At 71.6% G+C, this 20,077-nt stretch carries 14 protein-coding genes; 8 read left to right on the top strand and 6 right to left on the bottom strand.

What is annotated here, in order from left to right; genetic code table 11:
• Positions 1 to 270: 270 nt before the first annotated feature.
• The 4 genes from STH_RS03330 to STH_RS16855 form a co-directional block, all read right to left on the bottom strand.
• Positions 271 to 1,380, bottom strand: a complete 1,110-nt coding sequence (locus STH_RS03330; protein ID WP_043713224.1) for an ABC transporter permease — start codon at positions 1,378 to 1,380, stop codon at positions 271 to 273.
• Positions 1,380 to 2,351 carry an ABC transporter ATP-binding protein gene (locus STH_RS03335; RefSeq protein ID WP_050742086.1) on the bottom strand — a complete coding sequence of 324 codons (972 nt, stop codon included), beginning with the start codon at positions 2,349 to 2,351 and terminating at the stop codon, positions 1,380 to 1,382. The genes STH_RS03330 and STH_RS03335 overlap by 1 nt, the downstream gene beginning before the upstream one ends.
• A gap of 130 nt (positions 2,352 to 2,481) precedes the next feature.
• Positions 2,482 to 3,126, bottom strand: a complete 645-nt coding sequence (locus tag STH_RS03340) for a response regulator (RefSeq protein WP_011194782.1) — start codon at positions 3,124 to 3,126, stop codon at positions 2,482 to 2,484.
• 1 nt (position 3,127) lies between these two features.
• The gene (locus STH_RS16855) at positions 3,128 to 4,630 is read right to left on the bottom strand and encodes a GAF domain-containing sensor histidine kinase (protein WP_011194783.1); all 1,503 of its coding nucleotides are present in this window, start codon (positions 4,628 to 4,630) and stop codon (positions 3,128 to 3,130) included.
• Positions 4,631 to 4,773: 143 nt separating this feature from the next.
• On the opposite strand from STH_RS16855, the gene STH_RS03350 reads away from it, so the two are divergent.
• The 5 genes from STH_RS03350 to STH_RS03370 are packed head-to-tail and all read left to right on the top strand — an operon-like array spanning position 4,774 to position 9,295.
• Positions 4,774 to 5,922 (top strand): ABC transporter substrate-binding protein, encoded by a 1,149-nt coding sequence (locus tag STH_RS03350; protein WP_050742087.1) that lies wholly within the window; start codon positions 4,774 to 4,776, stop codon positions 5,920 to 5,922.
• Positions 5,915 to 6,946, top strand: coding sequence for a FecCD family ABC transporter permease (locus STH_RS03355; RefSeq protein WP_011194785.1), 1,032 nt, complete (start codon positions 5,915 to 5,917; stop codon positions 6,944 to 6,946). The genes STH_RS03350 and STH_RS03355 overlap by 8 nt, the downstream gene beginning before the upstream one ends.
• Before the next feature lie 3 nt (positions 6,947 to 6,949).
• Positions 6,950 to 7,723 (top strand): ABC transporter ATP-binding protein, encoded by a 774-nt coding sequence (locus tag STH_RS03360; RefSeq protein ID WP_011194786.1) that lies wholly within the window; start codon positions 6,950 to 6,952, stop codon positions 7,721 to 7,723.
• Between the two features lie 6 nt (positions 7,724 to 7,729).
• A complete protein-coding gene (locus tag STH_RS16860; protein WP_050742088.1) occupies positions 7,730 to 8,524 on the top strand; it encodes a DUF364 domain-containing protein in 795 nt (264 codons plus the stop codon).
• A gap of 12 nt (positions 8,525 to 8,536) precedes the next feature.
• Positions 8,537 to 9,295 (top strand): DUF364 domain-containing protein, encoded by a 759-nt coding sequence (locus STH_RS03370; protein WP_011194788.1) that lies wholly within the window; start codon positions 8,537 to 8,539, stop codon positions 9,293 to 9,295.
• A gap of 248 nt (positions 9,296 to 9,543) precedes the next feature.
• On the opposite strand, the gene STH_RS16865 is transcribed toward STH_RS03370, so the two are convergent.
• Positions 9,544 to 11,652: a hypothetical protein gene (locus STH_RS16865; RefSeq protein ID WP_011194789.1), complete on the bottom strand. Its 2,109-nt coding sequence runs from the start codon at positions 11,650 to 11,652 to the stop codon at positions 9,544 to 9,546.
• Between the two features lie 3 nt (positions 11,653 to 11,655).
• Complete coding sequence (locus STH_RS03380; protein WP_011194790.1) at positions 11,656 to 14,625, bottom strand: DEAD/DEAH box helicase; 2,970 nt, start codon at positions 14,623 to 14,625, stop codon at positions 11,656 to 11,658.
• A gap of 221 nt (positions 14,626 to 14,846) precedes the next feature.
• On the opposite strand from STH_RS03380, the gene STH_RS03385 reads away from it, so the two are divergent.
• The 3 genes from STH_RS03385 (at position 14,847) to STH_RS03395 (ending at position 20,044) form a co-directional block, all read left to right on the top strand.
• Positions 14,847 to 15,707 (top strand): aldo/keto reductase, encoded by an 861-nt coding sequence (locus tag STH_RS03385; RefSeq protein ID WP_043713226.1) that lies wholly within the window; start codon positions 14,847 to 14,849, stop codon positions 15,705 to 15,707.
• Positions 15,708 to 16,112: 405 nt separating this feature from the next.
• Complete coding sequence (locus tag STH_RS03390) at positions 16,113 to 19,796, top strand: DNA polymerase III subunit alpha (protein ID WP_043713228.1); 3,684 nt, start codon at positions 16,113 to 16,115, stop codon at positions 19,794 to 19,796.
• Positions 19,793 to 20,044, top strand: a complete 252-nt coding sequence (locus STH_RS03395) for a hypothetical protein (protein WP_011194793.1) — start codon at positions 19,793 to 19,795, stop codon at positions 20,042 to 20,044. Before STH_RS03390 ends, STH_RS03395 begins: the two co-directional genes overlap by 4 nt.
• Positions 20,045 to 20,077 lie beyond the last annotated feature (33 nt).

Here is a 20,077-nt window from a genome sequence, read left to right on the forward strand (position 1 = left end):
ATTCCACCAGTTTCCCGTGAAGTTCGGGGCAGAAAGTGCACCCTGACTCCCGGGCGGTGTGCACATTCTGCCCGCAACTGGGCCGTCATCGCATCGACTGCGGGTGTGGCAGGGGCGCCCCTCCGTCATTCCACCAGTTTCCCTTGAAGTTCGGGGCAGAAAGTGCACCCTGACTCCCGGTCAGCGTGCACATTCTGCCCGGAACCAACTGAACACGCGCGAACCGGCTCCCGCGCAGGGGAGCCGGTTCTTGCTCGTACGGGCGGACCGTCAGGCCGCCGTCACCACGGTTCGGCGCAGCCGCCAGGCCGCCAACCCGAGGCCGATCGTGGCCGTGAGGGCCAGCACCCCCAGGTCAGGGAGCACGGCGGCAAGCGGCTGGCCCTTCATCGTTACCTGCTGGAGCGCGTGGGTCATGTAGTAGCTGGGCATGAAGCGCATCACGGTCTGGACGATCTCCGGCGCGTGGTCCAGGGGCATCATCGCGTTGCCCAGGAAGGTGAGCCCCATGGAGGCGATGATCGCGATGGGCATGGCTGTCTCGCCGCTTCGGGCGAAGGCTGCGATGGCCAGGCCGATGCCGATGCCGGCCGTGCTGCTGAGCAGCAGAATGGCCACGGTGCCGGGCAGGTTGTTGGGCAACTGGATCTTGAAGAAGGCGATTCCGACGCACCAGATCACGGAGAGCTGCAGGATGGCGAGGAGGTGGTTGCCCAGCACGGTGCCCACCAGCCAGGCGCCCATGGTCAGCGGCGTGCTGAACATATGGCGCAGGGTTCCCGCCCGCTGCTGGTAGGAGACGGCGGTGCCGATGGCCAGCACCCCGGCGTTCAGGGTCATGTAGACCAGGAGGCCCGGCATCATAAAGTCGAAGAGTCCCAGCTGCTCGGTGGAATCCAGCCGCTGGTCGCGCACGGCGATGGATGGCTCCTTCTGGAAGGTCTCCAGGCCCTGGATCAGGTACTGCAACCCGCCCTGCGCGGCGGCGGATGCGGTAGAGGTCGGGTCCCAGTGGACGATGACCTCCGCGGGGCCGGAGCCGACGGCCACCTGCTCGCTCAGCCCCGCCGGCAGGACCAGCACGGCCCGGACCTTCCCGGCGTCCAGCCGCCTGATCAGCTCCGCCTCCTCGCCGGCTTCCACCTCGAAGTAGCCCGACTCTTGCAGGCCTGTCCGGATGAGCTGGGCCACGGGGCCGCCGTCCCGGTCCACCAGGCCCACCGTCACGGCGGTGACGGTGTCGGAACCGGCGTTGGTGGCCCCGAAGAAGAGCAGCATCAGGACGGGCATGATGAGGTTGAAGAAGAACGCGCTCTTGTTGCGCATCTGCTGCCGGACGTTCAGCATCAGCACCTGCCAGAGCTGGTTGGCCATCCGCATCAGTCACGCAGCCTCCTTCCCGTGAGGGCCATGAACACGTCATCCATCGTCGCGGAGCGGGTTCGCAGGTCGGAGAGCGGCAGGCTGCGCTCCTGGGCGTAGCGGGCCAGGGCCATCAGGGTGGCCGGAGGGTTGGCGGTGTGCAGCAGCACCCGCCCGTCCTCCGAGCGCACGCCGGTCACCGCGGACAGCCGGGCCAGTTCGGCCAGGTCCACCCGGGCGCCGCCCGGGTCCAGCTCCACGGCGGCCTCGGGCCCGTATGCCCTGGTGAGCTCCCGGGGCGTCCCCTCGGCCAGGATGCGCCCGTGGTCCATCACCGCCACCCGGTCGCAGAGCCGCTCGGCCTCCTCCATGTAGTGGGTGGTCAGGAGGATGGCGCGCCCTTCCTCTTTCAGGTCGAGGATCACGTCCCAGAGGGCGTGGCGCGCCTGCGGGTCCAGGCCCGTGGTCGGCTCGTCCAGGAAGAGCACCTTCGGCCGTCCGATGAGGGCCACGGCCAGGGCCAGCCGCTGCCGCTGGCCCCCGGAGAGGTGCGAGAACCGGGTGCGGGCCTTCTCCTCCAGGCTGAACTGCCGCAGCAGGTCCCCCACGGGCATCGGGTCCTCATAGAAGCTGGCGTAGAGCGTGAGGATTTCCAGCACGGTGGCGTACTCCGGCAAACGGGCCGCCTGCAGCGCAATCCCGATGCGGGGCCTGAGCGCGCGGCCCTGCCGGTGCACGTCGAGGCCGCAGATGAAGCTCTGTCCGGCGTCGGGGCGGCGCAGCCCCTCCATCATCTCGACGGCGGTGGTCTTGCCGGCGCCGTTGGGCCCCAGCAGGCCGACGATCTCGCCGGAGCGGACCTGCAGGCTGAACCCGTCGACGGCCAGCTTGTCGCCGTAGCGCTTCACCAGCCCCCTGGCCTCGATCAGCACGGCGGGTGCGGCTGCTCTGGCACTCCGCACCTCCGCTTCGGTCAACGATGCTGCCATGCGCTCCTCCCCCTTCCGTACCGAAATCATACCGAAGCCGTGGACTTCTTCACCATCGCCGGGGTGGGCGTTTTGCATGGCTCCAGTCAGGCGAAGGGCCGCATCACCCGTTTGGGCGATGCGGCCTTCCCTAAAGTCGGAGCCAGCCCCGCGCCAGCGCCTTCGTGACCGCCTCCGTGCGGTCGCGGGCTCCGAGTTTCTGAAACAGGTTGGAGATGTGCGTCTTCACCGTGTTCTCGCTGATGAAGAGCGCCGCGGCGATCTCCTTGTTGGCGGCGCCCGAGGCGATAAGCCGCAGGATTTCGGTCTCCCGTTCGGTCAGCCCCTCCGCGCCTTCCTGCCGGGCGGGCCCCCCCTGGCTGATCACCTGCACCAGCTTGGCGGCGATCTCCGGCGACAGCAGGGACTGACCCCGTGCCACGGTCTCGATCCCCTCCAGGAGCTGCTGCGGCGGGGCGTCCTTCAGCAGATAGCCCTTCGCCCCGGCCTGGATGCCGCCCCATATGAGCTCGTCGTCGTCGTAGGTGGTGAGCACCAGCACCTCGACGTCCGGGAACCTGGCCCGGATCTGCCGGGTGGCTTCCACGCCGTTCATCACCGGCATCTGCATGTCCATCAGCACCACGTCGGGCTTCGTGGCCTCCACCACGTCCAGGGCCTCCTGCCCGTTGCCGGCCTCGCCCACCACCTCGAGGCCCGGCGCCTGGCGGAGCAGGGCGACCAAACCGGCCCGCACGACGCGGTGGTCGTCGACCACCACCACTCTGACGGCCATCTCACCTCTCCTTTCGCAAGGGAACTCGGGCCACGATGCGGCAGCCGCCGCCCGGGCGGGCGTCTACCTCCAGGCCGCCGCCCACCTGGCGCGCCCGGTCGGCCATCATCCCCAGGCCGTAGCCCCCGCCGGCCGCGGGCTTCGGCGGGCTGGCCGGGTCGAAGCCGACGCCGTCGTCGGCCACGGTCAGCACGGCCATGCCATCGCGGATGGTCAGGCCGACGTCGAGCCGGGTGGCGCGGGCGTACTTCACGGCGTTGTGAATCGCCTCCTGCGCGATGCGCAGCAGGGCGACCTCCACCGGCGGCTCCAGCGCCGCGGCGTCGCCGTCCATGTGGAACCGCCCGATCAGGCCGAACTGCCCTTCCAGGGCCGCCACCTCGGCCGCGAGGGCCTCCGCCAGCCCCCGGTCCTCCAGCGGGTGGGGCCTGAGCTTCCAGACTGACCGCCGCGCTTCCTGGAGCGACTCCTGGGCCAGGGCGGCCGCCACCTCCCGGTGGAAGCGGGCGGTCTCGGGGTCGGCCGCGGCCTCCATCGCCCGGAGCTGCATGAGGATGCCCATGAACCCCTGCGCCAGGGTGTCGTGGATCTCCCGGGCCATGCGGTTCCGCTCCTCGGTCACCGCCAGGCGCCGCAGCCGCCGCTCCGCCTCCAGCAGGCGCGCGTTCTCCAGGGCGACCGCCACCTGGCCGGCGATGGTCTGGACGGTGAAGCGGTCCTCCTCGTCGAAGGGCCGCGGGTCGAAGCTCTGGACCACCATCAGGCCCAGGGTCCGGTCGGCCACCCGGATGGGGATGGCCAGCTCGGCCCGGGGCGCCGTGTCCGGCAGCAGGGGAGTGGGCGGCCCGCTTTCCGGATGTTCGCCCTCCGCCCGTTCCCCTCCCGGTTCGCCGGCTGCCAGGGCCCGGGCCAGCGGGGAGGGGGTGGGCCCGGTCAGGGGAAACGCCCGCCCCAGCGGGACCTCCTCCCGGCCGCGGGCCGCGCAGGCGGCGAGCACCAGGTAGTCCCCGTGCTGCAGCAGCACGGCGGCCACGTCGTAGCCGAAGGTGCCTCGCATGACGCGGGTCACGAAGTGGAGCAGCACGTCCGGGTCCAGCACGGCCGCCACCTGCTGTCCCACCTGGCCCACGGCCCGGAGCTGGTCGGCCTTCCGGGCGAGCGCGGCGGTGCGCACGGCGACCTGTTCCTCCAGGTTCCGCGTGACCGCTTCCAGCTGCTCGGCCAGGTCGGTCATCGTGCGGGCCAGCATGAACCAGTCCGTTCCCGGCGGCAGCACCGCCCGGGCGCGGAGGTCGCCTTCCCGCAGCCGGCGGGCCAGCGCCATGACCTCGCTTACCGGTCGGGTGAACTGCCGGGACAGGAGGTAGAGGAGGAGGGCCAGCGGGGGCGCCGCCCAGAACAGCCACCGGGGCGCCAGGCCCAGGGCGGGCAGCAGGACGATGGGGGTCAGGCCGATCGCCAGCAGCAGCGCGAAGAGCCGATGTTGCGGCGCCAGGCGATGCATTCCGTCAATCACCCCAAGGGGAGGTTTCTCACAACCTGGAAATGATCCCTGCTGGATCTTGACACGTTTTGGGGCTTCTGGTTAGCTGGGGGTGAGATTCGTTATGTTCGATTGTGCATAACGGAGATAGGAGGAGACGGAAAATGTTCTCGCGTGTTCGCAAGGCCCGCATCGCGGCGCCGCTCCTGGTGCTGGTGATGGTCCTGGTTCCGCTGCTCAGCGCCTGCGGCGGGGCGCAGTCCGCCGGCCCGTCCGGCCAGACGCCCCAGCCCGCCGCTCCGTCCGCGGAGCCGCAGCAGCAGGAGGAGACGTCCGCCGCGCCCGAGCCGGCGCAGGAGCCCGCGCAGCCCACCCCCCGCACCTTCGTCGACCAGGCGGGGCGCACGGTGACGCTGCCGGCCGAGGTGAACCGGGTCGTCACCACGTGGCGTCCGGGCACCTTGCTGGTGATCTCGGCCGGCGGTCGGGACAAGATCGTCGGCGTGGACAGTTCTTCGCAGAAGTCCGAGTTTCTGACCGCCGTCTTCCCCGGCATCCTCGACCTGCCCGGGGTGGGCAACAAGAAGGGGCTTAACGTCGAGCAGATCGTGGCCGTGAAGCCCGACGTGGTCTTCATCTGGTCCGGGTCCGACACCGAGCCGGTCATCCAGCAGCTGGAGACCCAGGGCATCCCGGCGTTCGTCCTGATCCCGGAGAGCCTCGACCAGATGAAGGAGGCCGTGAGCCTGATCGGTGAGATCCTGGGGACCCGGGAGCAGGCGCAGAAGATGATCCAGTACTACGACGACACCCTGGCGATGCTGAAGGAGAAGGTCGGCGCGATCCCCGAGGCGGAGAAGCTCCGGGTGTACATGGTGGGCTCCAGCGGCGTCTTCTCCACGGTGCCCGGGACCATGTACCAGCACTTCATCATCGAGTCCGCAGGCGGCATCAACGTGGGCGCCGAACTGGAGGGCGGCTTCTCCGAGGTGTCGGCCGAGCAGGTGGTCGCCTGGAACCCCGACGTCATCGTCGCCGTGCAGTACTGCGACTGCACCGTGGAGGACATCCTGAGCAACCCGCAGCTGCAGACCGTGAAGGCGGTCCGGGACGGCCGGGTGTACATGTTCCCCTCCAGCATGGATCCGTGGGATTACCCGGAGCCCCGCTCGATCCTGGGCATGCTGTGGCTGGCCACCAAGCTGTATCCCGAGCGGATGGCGGACGTGAACCTGCTGGAGGAGGTCGACACGTTCCACGAGACCTTCTTCGGCAAGAGCTTCACCGAGCTCGGTGGTACGCTGGATGACTAGCCGGAATCCACGGCCCGCCCCCAGGTGGCGGGCCCTCCTCCTGTCCGGGCTGTTCACCGGCCTGGTGATCCTGCTCTCGTTCGGCATGGGCCGCTACCCGATCCCCCCGGGCGAGGTGGTTCGGATCCTGGGGCAGATCGTCACCGGCCGTTTTGACCCGGCGACGGCGACGGAGGCGGCGCGGGTGCTCTTCTACATCCGCCTTCCGCGCATCCTCCTGGCGGCGCTCACGGGGGTCGCCCTGTCCGGGGCGGGCACCCTGTTTCAGGGCATGTTCCGCAACCCGCTGGTCTCGCCCGATGTGCTGGGGGTCTCGTCCGGCGCGGCCCTGGGCGCGGCCATCGGCATCCTCCTGCCCGCGGGCGGCTCGATCCAGCTCTGGGCCTTCGCCTGCGGCGTCGCGGCGGTGGCCCTGACCTACGGCATCGCCCAGGCCAGCCGGGGCCAGTCGGTGGTGATGCTGGTGCTGGCCGGCATGGTGGTCTCGGCGTTCTTCAGCGCGGCGCTCTCGTTCCTGAAGTACGTGGCTGACCCCTACGAGCAGCTGCCCACGATCGTCTTCTGGCTGATGGGCGGCTTCTACCGCGCCTCCTGGCCCGCCGTGGGCAGCCTGCTGCTCACGGTGCTTCCCGGCGCGGTCCTGCTGCTGCTCACCTCGTGGAAACTGAACATCCTCTCGCTGGGCGACGAGGAGGCGCTCTCCCTGGGTGTGAACGTCCGGGTGCTGCGCCCGCTGCTCATCGCCGCCGCCACCCTGATGGTGGCCGGCGCGGTGAGCGTCACGGGCACGATCTCCTGGGTCGGCCTGGTGGTGCCGCACATCGCCCGCATGCTGGCCGGGGCGGATCACGACCGGTCGATGCCGGTGGCCATGCTCTTCGGCGCGGGCTTCATGCTGCTGATGGACGACCTGGCCCGGTCGCTCACCACCGCGGAGATTCCGGTGGGCATCCTCACCTCGGCCGTGGGGGCGCCGTTTTTCGGCTACCTGCTGATCTCCGGCAGAAGGGAGGCGTGGCGGTAGGCGATGGCGATCACAGCAGAATCGGTCCGCTTCGGCTACCGGGGGGGCGAGGTCATCCGCGGCGTCAGCTTCACCGTGCCCGAGGGGGCCATCACCTGCCTGCTGGGCCGCAACGGGTCCGGCAAGACCACGCTGATCCGGCTGGTGAACGGGATCCTGAGGCCGCACGACGGCTCCATCCGGATCGACGGCATGGACGTACTGCGCAGCCCCCGGGCGGCCGTGGCCAGGCGGGTCGCGTTCGTGCCGCAGGAACACCAAGGGGTCTTTCCCTACGGCGTCGAAGAGCTGGTGGTGATGGGGCGCAACCCCCATCTGGGCCCGGTGGCCCGGCCGGGCAGGTCCGACCGCGCGGCGGCCCGAGCCGCCATGGAGGCGGTGGGCATCGCCCACCTGGCGGACCGGGACTACATGCAGATCAGCGGCGGCGAGCGGCAGCTGGTGCTCATCGCCCGGGCCCTCACGCAGGAGACCCCGTACCTGCTGATGGACGAGCCCACGTCCCACCTGGACTTCACCAACCAGCACGCCATCCTGTCGATCGTGCGGCGCATCGCCCGGGAGCGGGGCGTGGGGGTGCTGGTGGCCATGCACGACCCGAATCTGGCGCTGGCGTTCGCCGACCGGGTCATCCTGCTGCGGGAGGGGCGGGTGTTCCAGGCAGGGCCCGCGGCGGAGGTGATGACGCCCGAGAACCTGCAGACCCTGTACCAGATGCCCATCGACGTGGTGCGCCTGCCCGACGGCCGGCGCCTCATCGTGACGGAGGCGAGGTAGGACGAGATGCTGCTGGAACGGGTGCTGGAAGCGGCTGCGCCGGCCCTCAGGGGCCACCGGATCCGGGCGGCGCGCGCCGGGGCCAGGATCGTCGGGGTGGTCCTGGACGACGGCCGGTTCGGCGCGGGCTATCACCTGCCGGGCGAGCGGGCCCGGGGGCTGCTGGACGATGCGGCGCCGGCGGGGCTGCGGACCTGCGCGGACCCTGGGGCAGGGCTGGAGGCGGTCCCGGGTCAGCCGGCCCTGGAGGTCGCCCGGCGCTGCCTCCTGGGGGAGAGCGCCTTCCGCCGGGCGCTGGGCGTGGCCATCTGTAACGCCGCGGCCGACCCCGACCCGGCCCGGTGCCTGGTGGATCCCGATGCCGCGGCCGCGGTTCCTGCCCGGCCCACCGACACCGTCGGGTTCGTCGGCTACGTGGGCTCGGTGGTGCGGCGGGTGCAGGCGGAGGCGGCGCGGACGATCATCTTCGACCGGTCGCAGGAGGACGGGGAGGATGTGTACCCCGAGTCCCTGCAGCCCGAGCTCCTGCCCCGGTGCGACCTGGTGTTTATCACCGGCTCGGCGCTGATCAACCGCACCCTGGAGCGGCTGCTCACGTACTGCACACGGGCGCGGGAAGTGGTGCTGATCGGCCCCAGCACGCCGCTCTACCCCGAGGCGTTCCTGGGCTCCGGGGTGACGGTGCTGGCGGGCTTCCGCTGGCAGGTGGCAGACCCCGATGCGGCCCTGGAGCAGGTCGCCGCCGGGGCGCACTTCAAGCACCTGAAGGGCCGCACGAGCGTGACGCTGCGGGTGGAGTAGGAGGGAACTGGGATGACGCTGCTGGAACGTCTGTACGAGGCCGCGGCGCCGCGCCTCTGCGGCAAGCGGGTGCAGGATGTGCGGATCGGGAGCCATCTGGTCGGCGTGCTGCTGGACAGCGGGGAGTTCGGGGCGGCGTATGCCCTGCCCGGGGAGCGGCAGACGCCGGAGCCGGTTTTCCCGGATCCGGCGCGGTACGTCGGCATGCCGGCCGTGGAGCTGGCGGCGGGGCTGAAGCAGGAGGACCTGGTGGCGCGGGCCCTGGGCATGGCGGCGGCCAACGCGGTGGCCCGGCCGGAGCCGGGCCACTGCCTGGAGGACCCCGATGCCCTGACCACCGTGCCCGTGCGACCCGCCGACACCGTCGGGCTCATCGGGTTCATCCGCTCCATCCACCGGCGGATCGAGGGCCGGGTGAACCGGATCATCGTCTTCGACCGGTCGCTGGACGGCGAGCCGGGCATCAGCCCGGAGGAGCAGCAGCCCGAGCTGCTGCCGCTGTGCGACGTGGTTTTCGTCACCGGGTCCGCGGTGACCAACGGCACGCTGGAGGCGGTCCTGCCCTGGTGCCGGAGGGCCCGGGACATCGTGGTCATCGGTCCGAGCACCCCGCTCTACCCCGAGGCCTTCGCCGGCACGGGGGTGACGGTGATCGCCGGCGCCACCTGGCCGCCGGAACACCACCAGGCGGCGCTCGCGGGGATCGGCGAGGGAAAGGCGTTCCACGACATGCACGGCCTGACCCGCCGCTGGGCGCTGCGGGTGGGGTGAGGGCCACGCCGCGGACGCCTATTTCACCGCGGTGATCGGCCCGTCCAGCTCCGGCGGCGCCTCCAGCGCCACCGCTTGCATGCCTGGACGAGGGTGCCCGGCGGCTCCCTCTGTGCGGATGTTCCCCGGACAGAGGGCGGCCGCCTGCCGGAGGGGCCGGGAATCTTCGGTTCGACACGAACTCGGTCCGGCGAGCGGCAAGAGGGACCAGGGTGCAGCACACCCTGGTCCCTGGCGCGTTGTTTCAACTACTCCAGGCTCAGCGCCGGCCCCAGCCAGCGGAAGCCCTCCATCTCCCAGGCTTGGAACTCCGGCGTGCGCAGCGCAGGCAGGGTGGCGAGCCGGTGCCGGAACGGCTCCGCCGCCTCGCAGGCCCGGATGAACGGTTCGTACGCGCCGGCCATCGCCGGTTCGGCGCGAACCAGGTACCGGAAGCCGAGCTGCAGGGCCCGGAGCGCCTCCTCGGCCGCGAGGTTCAGCTGCCGCGCGATCACGGGCGCGCGGTTGAGGAGGAAGTGGAGGAAGGCGCCGTAGGGCGGCGGCCGGTCGGGGTCCAGCGGGTTGCCGGGCCAGCGCTCCGCCCACGCCTCCGCAAAGACCGAGGCGGCGCGCCGCTCTGGAAGCGGCAGCCCGGCCAGGTAGTCACCGAGGCCCGCCGTGATGCGGTGCCCCTCGCGCCAGCCGGGGACCTGGCCCCCGGGGATCAGCGACGACCGGCCCCAGTACGAGGAGACCAGCCGCCGGTCCCAGCCCCAGCGGACGGGCTCGCCCACGGCGGGCATGGGCAGGAGCCAGACCGGGTCGGGAACGCGGCCCGGGCGGTAGAACCCCTCGGCCAGGAGCAGCTGGACTGCGGTCGGTTCCGCGATGCCTTCGTACGGGTTCCCCGCGATCCACATCGCGAGGAGCCGGGCGGCAGCCTGGTCGATGGGCAGCGGCTCCAGCAGGTCCCGCTCCGCCCGGCGGCGCAGCGTCACGCGCAGGCGCAGCGGCTCGGGCTCCACCACGGCGAAGGTCAGCTCGTCGCCGACCTCGGGCTTCAACCAGGCGACGAAGGGGTCGGGGTCGGACGGGTTCTCCCTCACCCACTGCTGCAGCGCCACCGCGCGCCCGTTCATCTCCGCCGTGACCGGCGGCCATGCCCCCAGCAGCGTGAGGGCCAGGAACCACTCCCCCTCGGTGCTGAGCCGGCCGGCCTGCCACTCGGGCCACGTCACCACGTGGCGGAACGCGGCGCCCGCCACGATCTGGTCGCGGCGGCCCACGTAGCGGTCGGCCAGGACCACGTAGCCTGCGGGCAGCCGCTCGGCCGCGCCCCGCACCGCCTGGACGGCGGCTTCGGGGGGCAGGGCGGCGGCCGTGGGGCATGCGCGCGTCAGCTCGTCCATCGACACGCAGGTCCCGCGCTCGTCCACCAGCGCCGCGATCTCACCGGCGACCCGGCTGCGCGGGGGGACGCGCGTGCCGGGCAGCGGCTCGTCCCGGTACGCGGGGGAGCGCTCGCCCCGGGCCAGCCGGGCGGCGCCCGCGCTGACGGTCTGGTAGAAGCGGGTCAGCACCTGCTCGGCGGTTTCCTCCACCGGCTGGTGCACCCGGAACGTGCGGCCCCAGCGGGTCACCTCGGCGATCGCGTACCGGCGGGTGCGGTTGAGCTCCGGCGCCAGGGGCAGGGGACCCAGCACCCGCAGGAGGGCGTCGGGCACCGCTGCCTCCTCCGGCCGCACGGGGATGCCGGCCGGGTCGGTGTCCGTCGCCAGGAAGCGCCGGGGATCGAGCATGGGGCCCACGGGAGCCGCCCCGGCGCCGGCCCCCGACCGGCGCGCCGGACCGCCGCCGCCGGGCTCCGCCCGGTTGGCCAGCTGCGCCCGCACCCCGGCCAGCAGCTCCTCCCGCTCCCGCCCCAGCACCTGCAGCCAGAGGAAGGGGTTGGCGCCGAAGGCCGCGGCCGCCCGCACGACCAGCACCCGCACATGCCGGCAGGTGATGGGCTGACCGCACGTGCACCGGGGCATCCGGCCGCGCCCGGATGGGAAGAGGCTCAGGCCGGCCTGGTTGCAGACCTGTTCCAGTTCGGGGCCCACGGTGCCGCTCAGCAGCCTGCGGGCCGCCTCGGCGTCCCCCGCGATGGCCGACTCCACGCGCCGCCAGTCCCGCGCCCCGAAGGGCTGAAACCGCAGCGTGGCGACGGCGATGGCCCCCGACGAGCCCACGCTCACCTCGGCGGCGATCTCGCCCCGCGCAAAGGTCAGCCGGGCGTCGCCCCGCCCGGCGCTCTTCCGCTGGCCCGGGGTCATCGGCAGCAGGAGCCGCTCCTCCTCGACGTAGGCCAGCCAGCGCTCGCTCAGCCACTCCGCCATCGCCTACACCTCCCGGTCCAGGGCGATCAGGGCCCGCAGCTCCTCGGTGGAGAGCTGGCCGAGCCACGACTCGCCGCTGATGATCACCTGGCCCGCCAGGGCACGCTTCTCGGCCAGCAGCCGGTCGATGCGCTCCTCCAGCGTGCCGGCGGTGATCAGCCGGTGCACCAGCACCCTGCGCGTCTGGCCGATGCGGTAGGCCCGGTCTGTGGCCTGATCCTCCACCGCCGGATTCCACCACCGGTCCACGTGAAAGACGTGGGTCGCGGCGGTGAGGTTGAGGCCAAGGCCGCCGGCTTTCAGCGAGAGGATGAAGAGGGGCGCCTCGCCGGCCTGGAACCGGGCGACGAGCCGGTCCCGCTCGGGCTGGGGCGTGCCGCCGTGCAGGAAGAGCACCTCGCAGCCCAGCGTCTCCGCCAGGTAGGCCTGCAGCCGCCCGCCGAAGCGGGCGAACTGGGTGAAGAGCAGGGCCTGCTCGCCCGCCGCCAGCACCTCCTGCAGCAGTTGCACCAGCCGGTCGATCTTGCCGCTCCGCCCCACCAGGGGGCCGTCGCCGGTGGCGGCTGCGGGATGGTTGCACACCTGCTTCAGCCGCGTGAGGCCTGCCAGGACCGCCGCCTGCCGCTGGATGCCGTCGGCCTGCGCGGCCCGCTCCAGCGTCTCCTGCACGATGGCCTCGTACAGCGCCGCCTGTTCCACCGAGAGGGTCACCAGCTCGGTGTTCTCCAGCTTGTCGGGCAGGTCCGGCGCGATGGCGGGGTCGTTCTTCTGCCGGCGCAGGATGAAGGGACCCACCTGCCGGCGGAGCCGGGCCGCAGCCTCCTCGTCCTGGTACCGCTGGATCGGCACGGCGTAGCGCCGCTCGAACTCCTCGCGGCTGCCCAGCAGCCCCGGGTTGAGGAACTGGAAGAGCGACCACAGGTCGCCCAGGTGGTTTTCGACGGGCGTACCGGTGAGGGCGATGCGGTAGCCGCCGGAAAGGCTTCGCAGCGCCCGGGCGTGCTGTGTGTCGGGGTTTTTCAGGTTCTGCGCCTCGTCGGCGACGATCCCGTTCCAGGTCACCTGGCCCAGCAGCGCGGCATCCCGGGCCAGCAGGGAGTACGTGGTCAGCACCACGTCGTGGGCCCCGGCCTGCCGGGCGAAGTCCGGCTCGCCCAGCCTCCCGGGGCCATGGTGCACCAGGACCCGCAGGCCCGGGGCGAAGCGGGCCAGCTCCCGGCACCAGTTGCCCAGGACCGAGACGGGGCAGACCAGCAGGGTCGGGCCCGCGGCCCACCCGGCCTCCCGCTCGTGCAGGAGAAGGGCGATGAGCTGCACGGTCTTGCCCAGCCCCATGTCGTCGGCGAGGCACGCGCCCAGGCCCCAGCGGCGCAGGAACGCCAGCCAGGCGAGGCCCCGCTGCTGGTACGGCCGCAGGGTGCCGGCGAAGCCCCCGGGGGTCGGCACCGGCTCCATCCGGGCTGGCTCCTGCAGCCGCTCCAGCAGCTCGGCGATCCAGCCGGTCGCGGTGGCCTCGTCCGCCTCGGGTGCCAGGCGCAGCGCCGTGCCCAGCTCCATCTGCCCGCCGTGCTGCTCGATCCGGCGGAGGACCGCAGCCAGGGTGCGTTCGTCCACCCGCACCCACCGGCCCTGCATCTGTACCAGGGGCCGCTTCTGCCGCGCCAGGTGGCGCAGCTCGTCCAGCGTGAGCGGGGTGCCGCCCAGGGCCACGTCCCAGCGCACGTTCACGATCTGGTGCAGCCCGAACATGGAGGGGCTGCCCCCGGCGGGGCTGAGGCGCATTCCGACCCGGAGGGCGGCGGGCTTCGCAAGGGCGGCCGGCAGCAGCACGGGGTGGCCGGCCTGCTGGAGCAGCATGGCCCCTTCCTGGATCAGGGCCAGCACGTCGTCCGCCGGAATGCGCATGCGGCTGGGCGCGGGGTCCCGGAGCAGCGGCGCCAGTGGCGGGAAGAGGCGGGCCATGGCCGGCAGGTCGGCCAGCAGCCGCTGCTCGGCGCCCTGGTACCGCTGCCCGCCGATCTCCACCTCGGCGCCCAGGCTGGCCCAGACCGCATCGGCGGTGACGGGCAGCGCACCCTCGTCCGGCGCATGGAGCGTGAGCTCCAGCTCCCACTCGCCGTCGGTCTCGGGGCCGGGCAGGTGGAGGCGGACCCCCGTCCGCAGACTGGCGTGGCTCAGCACGCCGGTGGCGGGGGCGCTCCAGCGGTCCAGGGCGGCGTACAGCTCCTGCGCGCCGGGCAGGCCCGGCGGCAGGTCCCGGGCCTCCGCCCCGGTCAGCGCCGCCAGCCAGTGGCGCAGGGCGGTATCCTGTAGCGACTGGGCCTCGGGCAGGGGCTCTTCCTCCAGGAGGAGCCGGATCACGCCGGCGGCCGCCGTACGCATGAACTGGTGGACCAGGCCGTCGGCGACCGGCAGGGGGTAGGTGTTGGGGGTTCGGTCGGGGGGCACAAGGGCGCGGCAGGCCTCCGGCAATCCAGCGGCCAGCCGGGTCAGGCGGCGGACGTCGTCGGCGTCGGTCAGGTGGAGCGCCCAGCCCGCGCTCAGCACCCCGGCCTCGGCCTGCAGCACCGGCAGCATCAGGCCCCGCCCCAGGAACTCCAGAAGCAGCTTGGATGCGACGCACCAGAGCTGCAGGCTGTGCCCCGGCCGGAGGGGCGTGCCGCGGAAGTGGTCGGGCAGATCCAACAGCCACTGCACGGCGTTGGGCACGGACAGGGCGATCCCCGGGACCCGGGCCGGGCTGACGCCGTCCGGTCCGGGCTGCCACTGGACCAGGGACAGGGTGTTCAGGTAGGGCAATCCTCTCAGGGCGGGGTAGAGCGCTTCCGGCTCGGTTGCGCATGGGTGGCGCGGAACCCCGCGGCGGCGCCGGCCGGGAGGAGCGGCATCCCGGGCGGCCACGCCGTCCAGGCCCCACAGGAAGAAGAAGCCGGACGCGCCGGAGGGGACGAAACTGCCGTGAACCGTGATCATCCGCATGCCTCGCATTCGTAGCGTGGTAGGCATACATTCGTCCGGCGCCGGGGCGCCTCCTGCCCGGGGGCGCCTCCCGCCGGGGGCGCTGGCTGCCGGAGGGGTACCCCGCCGCCGGGCCGCATCGCCGCGGGGGGCGTCTGGCCGCGGCGGCTGCGCCCTTTCGCCGGGCGCCTTGTGGTAAAATGAGGGAGAGCAACCTTGCGGCAAGGAGGTGCCCCATGACGCTGCGCGATCCTTTGCAGCCCATCCCCACGCTCAGCCTGCCGTCGGGCGAGCGGGTGCCGGTCCTCGGCCAGGGGACGTGGACGATGGGCGAGAGCCGCCGGTCCCGGCGAGAGGAGGCCGAGGCCCTGCGCCTGGGCCTCGACCTGGGCATGACGCTCATTGACACCGCCGAGATGTACGCCGACGGCGGCGCGGAGGAGGTGGTGGCGGAGGCCATCGCCGGCCGACGGGACGAGGTCTTCCTGGTGAGCAAGGTGCTGCCCGGCAACGCCTCCCGGCGCGGCACCATCGAGGCCTGCGAGCGGTCGCTGCGCCGGCTCCGCACGGACCGGATCGACCTGTACCTGCTCCACTGGCGGGGGAGGCATCCCCTGGCCGAGACGCTGGAGGCGTTTGCGGAGCTGGTCCGGGCAGGCAAGATCCGGTACTGGGGCGTCAGCAACTTCGACACCGACGACATGGAGGAACTGACGGGGCTCCCGGGCGGCGCCGCCGTGGCGACCAATCAGGTGCTCTACAACCTGTCCCGGCGGGGCATCGAGTACGACCTGCTGCCCTGGTGCCGGGAGCGGCGCATCCCCATCATGGCGTACTCGCCGATCGAGCAGGGGCGGATCCTGGAGAACACGGTCCTGCGGCGGGTGGCGGCGCGCCACGGCGCCACGCCGGCCCAGGTGGCCCTGGCGTGGCTGCTGCGGCAGAAGGACGTCATGGTGATCCCCAAGGCAGGCCGGCCGGAGCACGTGCGGGAGAACCGGGCGGCGCTCGACCTGGAGCTCACCGCGGAAGACCTGGCGGAGCTGGACCGCGCGTTCCCTTCGCCCACCCGGAAGGTGCCCCTGGAGATGCTGTGAGCGCCAGCGGGTGATGGCCCCGGGGAATGGGTGCGCCCCCGGGAAACGGAACCCCGCAGCCCGTGAGCGGCGCGGGGATCATCATATTGCCGGATATGGTGTTTTATGGTAAGGTGGGCAAGAGGGCGGGGCGCCTCGCTGAAAGGAGGTGGCGTCTAGCTGTACGCCATCTCCGCTATTCTGTAGCGGAGAGCGCTCTCCGCCATGGAACTAGGCAGCAGGTCCACAGCCCCGCCCCCGGCCCCCTGCAGCTCGGGCTGCGGGGGCCGTCCCTTTCCTGGATTCTACCCCGCTGCGACGCAGGCCAAACGAGGGACGAATGCAGGTTCGGTGGGGGCGTGCGACGAATCCATTTCGGTGGGGGAGAGGGGAGGATCACAGCCCCACGAGCGAGGTGACGGAGAGATGGGCCGCCCGGAGTTTGTGCACCTGCACCTGCACACCGAGTACTCGCTGCTGGACGGGGCCAACCGCATCGAGCCCCTGGCCCGGCGCGCCGCCGAGCTGGGCATGCGGGCGATGGCCATGACCGACCACGGGGTGCTCTTCGGAGTGCTTCCATTCTACAAGGCGATGCGCAACCACGGGGTGAAGCCGATCATCGGCTGCGAGCTCTACGTCGCCCCCGGCTCCCGCCACGTGAAGAGCGGCGGCGAAAAGCCGTACCACCTCACCGTCCTGGCCGAGAACTACACTGGTTATAAGAACCTGGTGAAGCTGGTCTCCGCCGGCTATACCGAGGGATTCTACTACAAGCCACGGGTCGACCTGGAGCTGCTGAACACCTACCGGGAGGGGCTGATCGTCCTTTCGGGGTGCCTCGCGGGCGAGGTGGCCCAGAAGTTCCTGGCGGGCCAGCCCGAGGAGGCGAGAAGGGCTATCGGCCGCTACCGGGAGATCTTCGGGCCCGACCACTACTTCCTGGAGCTGCAGGACCTGGGCCTGCCCGAGCAGCAGGGGCTGAACCGCTTCCTGCTGGAGCAGGGGCTGCCGGTGGTGGCTACCAACGACGCACACTACCTGCGCCCGCAGGACGCCCGGACCCAGGATGTGCTCATCTGCATCGGCACCAACAAGACCATCGACGACCCGAACCGCATGCGCATGGGTACCAGCGAGCTGTACGTGAAGTCCGCCGAGGAGATGTACTGGCGGTTCGGGCACGTCCCCGGGGCGCTGGAGAACAGCCTGGCGATTGCTGAGCGGTGCAACGTGGAGCTGCCGCTGGGCCAGATCCACCTGCCCCACTACGCCCTGCCCCCCGGTTACGACGCGCCCGGCTACCTGCGCAAGCTCTGCTACGAGCGCATCGGCCCCCGCTATGGCGGCCGGCCGCCCGAGGGCGCGATGGAGCGGCTGGAGCACGAGCTGAACGTGATCATCAGCATGGGCTTCGCCGGCTACTTCCTGATCGTCTGGGACTTCGTCGAGTTCGCCCGCTCGCGCGGCATCCCCGTGGGGCCCGGGCGGGGGTCTGGCGCGTCCTCGCTGGTGGCGTACGTGCTGGGCATCACCGACGTCGACCCCTTGCGGTACGGCCTGCTGTTCGAGCGGTTCCTGAACCCGGAGCGGGTGGACATGCCCGACTTCGACATCGACTTTTGCTACGAGCGGCGAGGCGAGGTCATCGAATACGTCCACAACAAGTACGGGGCGGAGTGCGTCGCCCAGGTGATCACCTTCAACACCATGGCGGCCCGGGCGGCGGTGCGGGACGTGGGCCGGGCCCTCGGCATGAGCTACGGCGAGGTGGACCGGGTTGCCAAGCTCCTGCCCTGGGGCCAGTCGCTGGACGCCGCCCTGGAGAAGACCGAGGAGCTCCGCACCCTGTATGAGGAGCGGGAGGAGATCCGGACGCTCATCGACACCGCCCGGGCCGTGGAGGGGATGCCCCGCAACCCTTCGGTCCACGCCGCCGGGGTGGTGATCACGGCCGATCCGCTGGTGGAGCACGTACCGCTCTACAAGATGGGCGACGACTCCATCGTCACCCAGTTCGACATGGACCAGCTGAAGGAGATCGGCCTCCTGAAGATGGACTTCCTGGGCCTGCGGACGCTCACGGTGATCGACCACGCCGTGAAGTTCGTGCGCCAGTACCAGCCCGACTTCGACATCGAGCGGATCCCGATGGACGATCCCGAGACCTACGCGATGATCGCCCGGGGCGAGACGCTGGGGCTCTTCCAGATCGAGGCGGGCTGGGTGGCCGATGTGCTGCGGCAGATGAAACCCACCCGGTTTGAGGACATCATCGCCACCATCTCGCTCTGCCGGCCGGGGCCGATGGAGCACATCCCGGACTACATCGCCGGCAAGCAGAACCCGGCGGGGGTCAAGTACCTGCACCCGGACCTGGAGCCGATCCTGAGCGAGACCTACGGCGTGATGGTCTACCAGGAGCAGATCATCCAGATCGCCCACCTGCTGGCGGGCCTCTCCCTCGGCCAGGCCGACCTCTTGCGCCGGGCCATCGCCAAGAAGAAGCGGGAGGACATGGAGAAGTACGGCCGCCTGTTCATGGAGGCCCTGGAGCAGCGGGGCTACAGCCACGAGGTGGCGACGGCGCTGTACGACCAGATGATCCGCTTCGCCAACTACGGCTTCAACAAGTGCCACGCGACGCCATACGCCAAGGTCGCCTACCAGACCGCCTACCTGAAGCGGCACCATCCGGTGGCCTTCATGGCCGCCCTGATGAACTCGGTGATGGGCCAGGAGGCGAAGCTGGCGCTCTACATCGAAGAGTGCCGGCGGCTGGGGATTCAGGTGCTGCCGCCGGACGTGAACACCTCCTTCGCCCGGTTCGTGCCCGACGGCAGGACGATCCGGTTCGGCCTCGGGGCGGTGAAGAACATCGGCTGGAACGCCGTCGACGCCATCGTCGCCGCCCGGGAGGAGGGGGGCCCCTTCACCAGCCTCCGGGACCTGTGCGAGCGGGTGGACCTGCGGCCGCTCAACCGGCGGGCGCTGGAGTCGCTGATCATGGCCGGGGCCTTCGACCGGGTGGCGCCCCCCGGCGGCCGGCCGGCCCGCCGATCGCAGATGCTGGAGGCGCTGGACAAGATCCTGGATGACGCCCAGAAGCTGCAGCGGCACCGGCAGGCGGGGCAGATCTCCCTCTTCGACCTGGGGGTGGCAGGGCCGGGCACGGCCGGCGAGGAGCCGCTGCCGGACATTCCCGAGTTCCCGCCCCAGCGGCTGCTGGCGATGGAGAAGGAGGTCCTGGGGTTCTACGTGTCGGGCCATCCCCTCCGGCAGTACCAGGCGGCGCTCGCGGCCCACGGCTGCCTGCCGGTGGCGGCCTTGCCGGAGCAGCGGGACGGCGCCCGGGTGGCGGTGGGCGGCATGGTGGCCGGGCTGAAGCAGGTGACCACCCGGTCCGGCGCCAACATGGCCTTCCTGACGCTGGAGGACCAGACCGGCCAGGTGGAGGTGGTGGTCTTCCCGCGGGTGCTCCAGGCCTGCGCCCGGGTGCTGCGGGAGGAGCAGCCGCTGCTGGTCCGGGGCCGCCTGCAGGTGCAGGAGGACGAGGTGAAGCTGCTGGCGGACGAGGTGAGCCTGCTCCGGGACGACGAAAAGCCCCGGCGGCCGGAGCCGCCGGAGCGGATAGAGGTTGGCGCGGCGCAGCCCCGCGGGCTGGAGCCTGGCCCGGGGCGAATGTCCGGCGATATGGGCAGTGACCCGCACGCCACCGTGCGGGGACCTGGCGCGGCACCGGAGCCCGCGGCTGCACGGGGGAAGCAGGCCGCACCTGCTTCTGCCCGGCAGCCGGGCCCGCCACCGGCGTCGGAGCCGGCGCCGGGGCCAGCCCGGGCGACCGCTGCCGAGGCCGCGCGGGAGACCCCGTTGGGTCCGCAACCGCAGTTCGTGTACCTGCGGGTGCCGGCGCGGGATGAGAACTCGCCCATGATGCGCCGGGTGGAGCAGGTCCTCCGGGCCCATCCGGGGCCGACCCGGGTGCGGATCAAGATGGAGCCGGAGGGCAAGTGGATCGAGGTGCACGAGCACCTGCGGGTGACGGTGACGCCGTCGCTGGTGAATGCGCTGGCGCGCATCGTGGGGGAGCAGTCGGTGGTGGTGAGGTGAGGAGGGTTCCAGGTGCAGAGGATCTGCTGAACAAGGCGTTTCCCGTCGTGGACGAGGAGGCGATGGCGGCCGTGGCGCAAGCCATCGGCGACGCGCAGATCGTCCTGTTGGGCGAGCAGAACCACGGAGATGGCGACGCCTTCGCTGCCAAGGTCCGGCTGGTCGAGTACATGCACCGGCATCACGGCTTCGACGTGCTCCTCTGTGAGGCGTGCTTCTTCTCCCTGACCCGGACCTGGGAGAGGTGACCGGATCGGCGGATGTGGATGCGCGGGTGAGGC

This window comes from Symbiobacterium thermophilum IAM 14863, from assembly GCF_000009905.1.
GTDB lineage: Bacteria > Bacillota > Sulfobacillia > Symbiobacteriales > Symbiobacteriaceae > Symbiobacterium > Symbiobacterium thermophilum.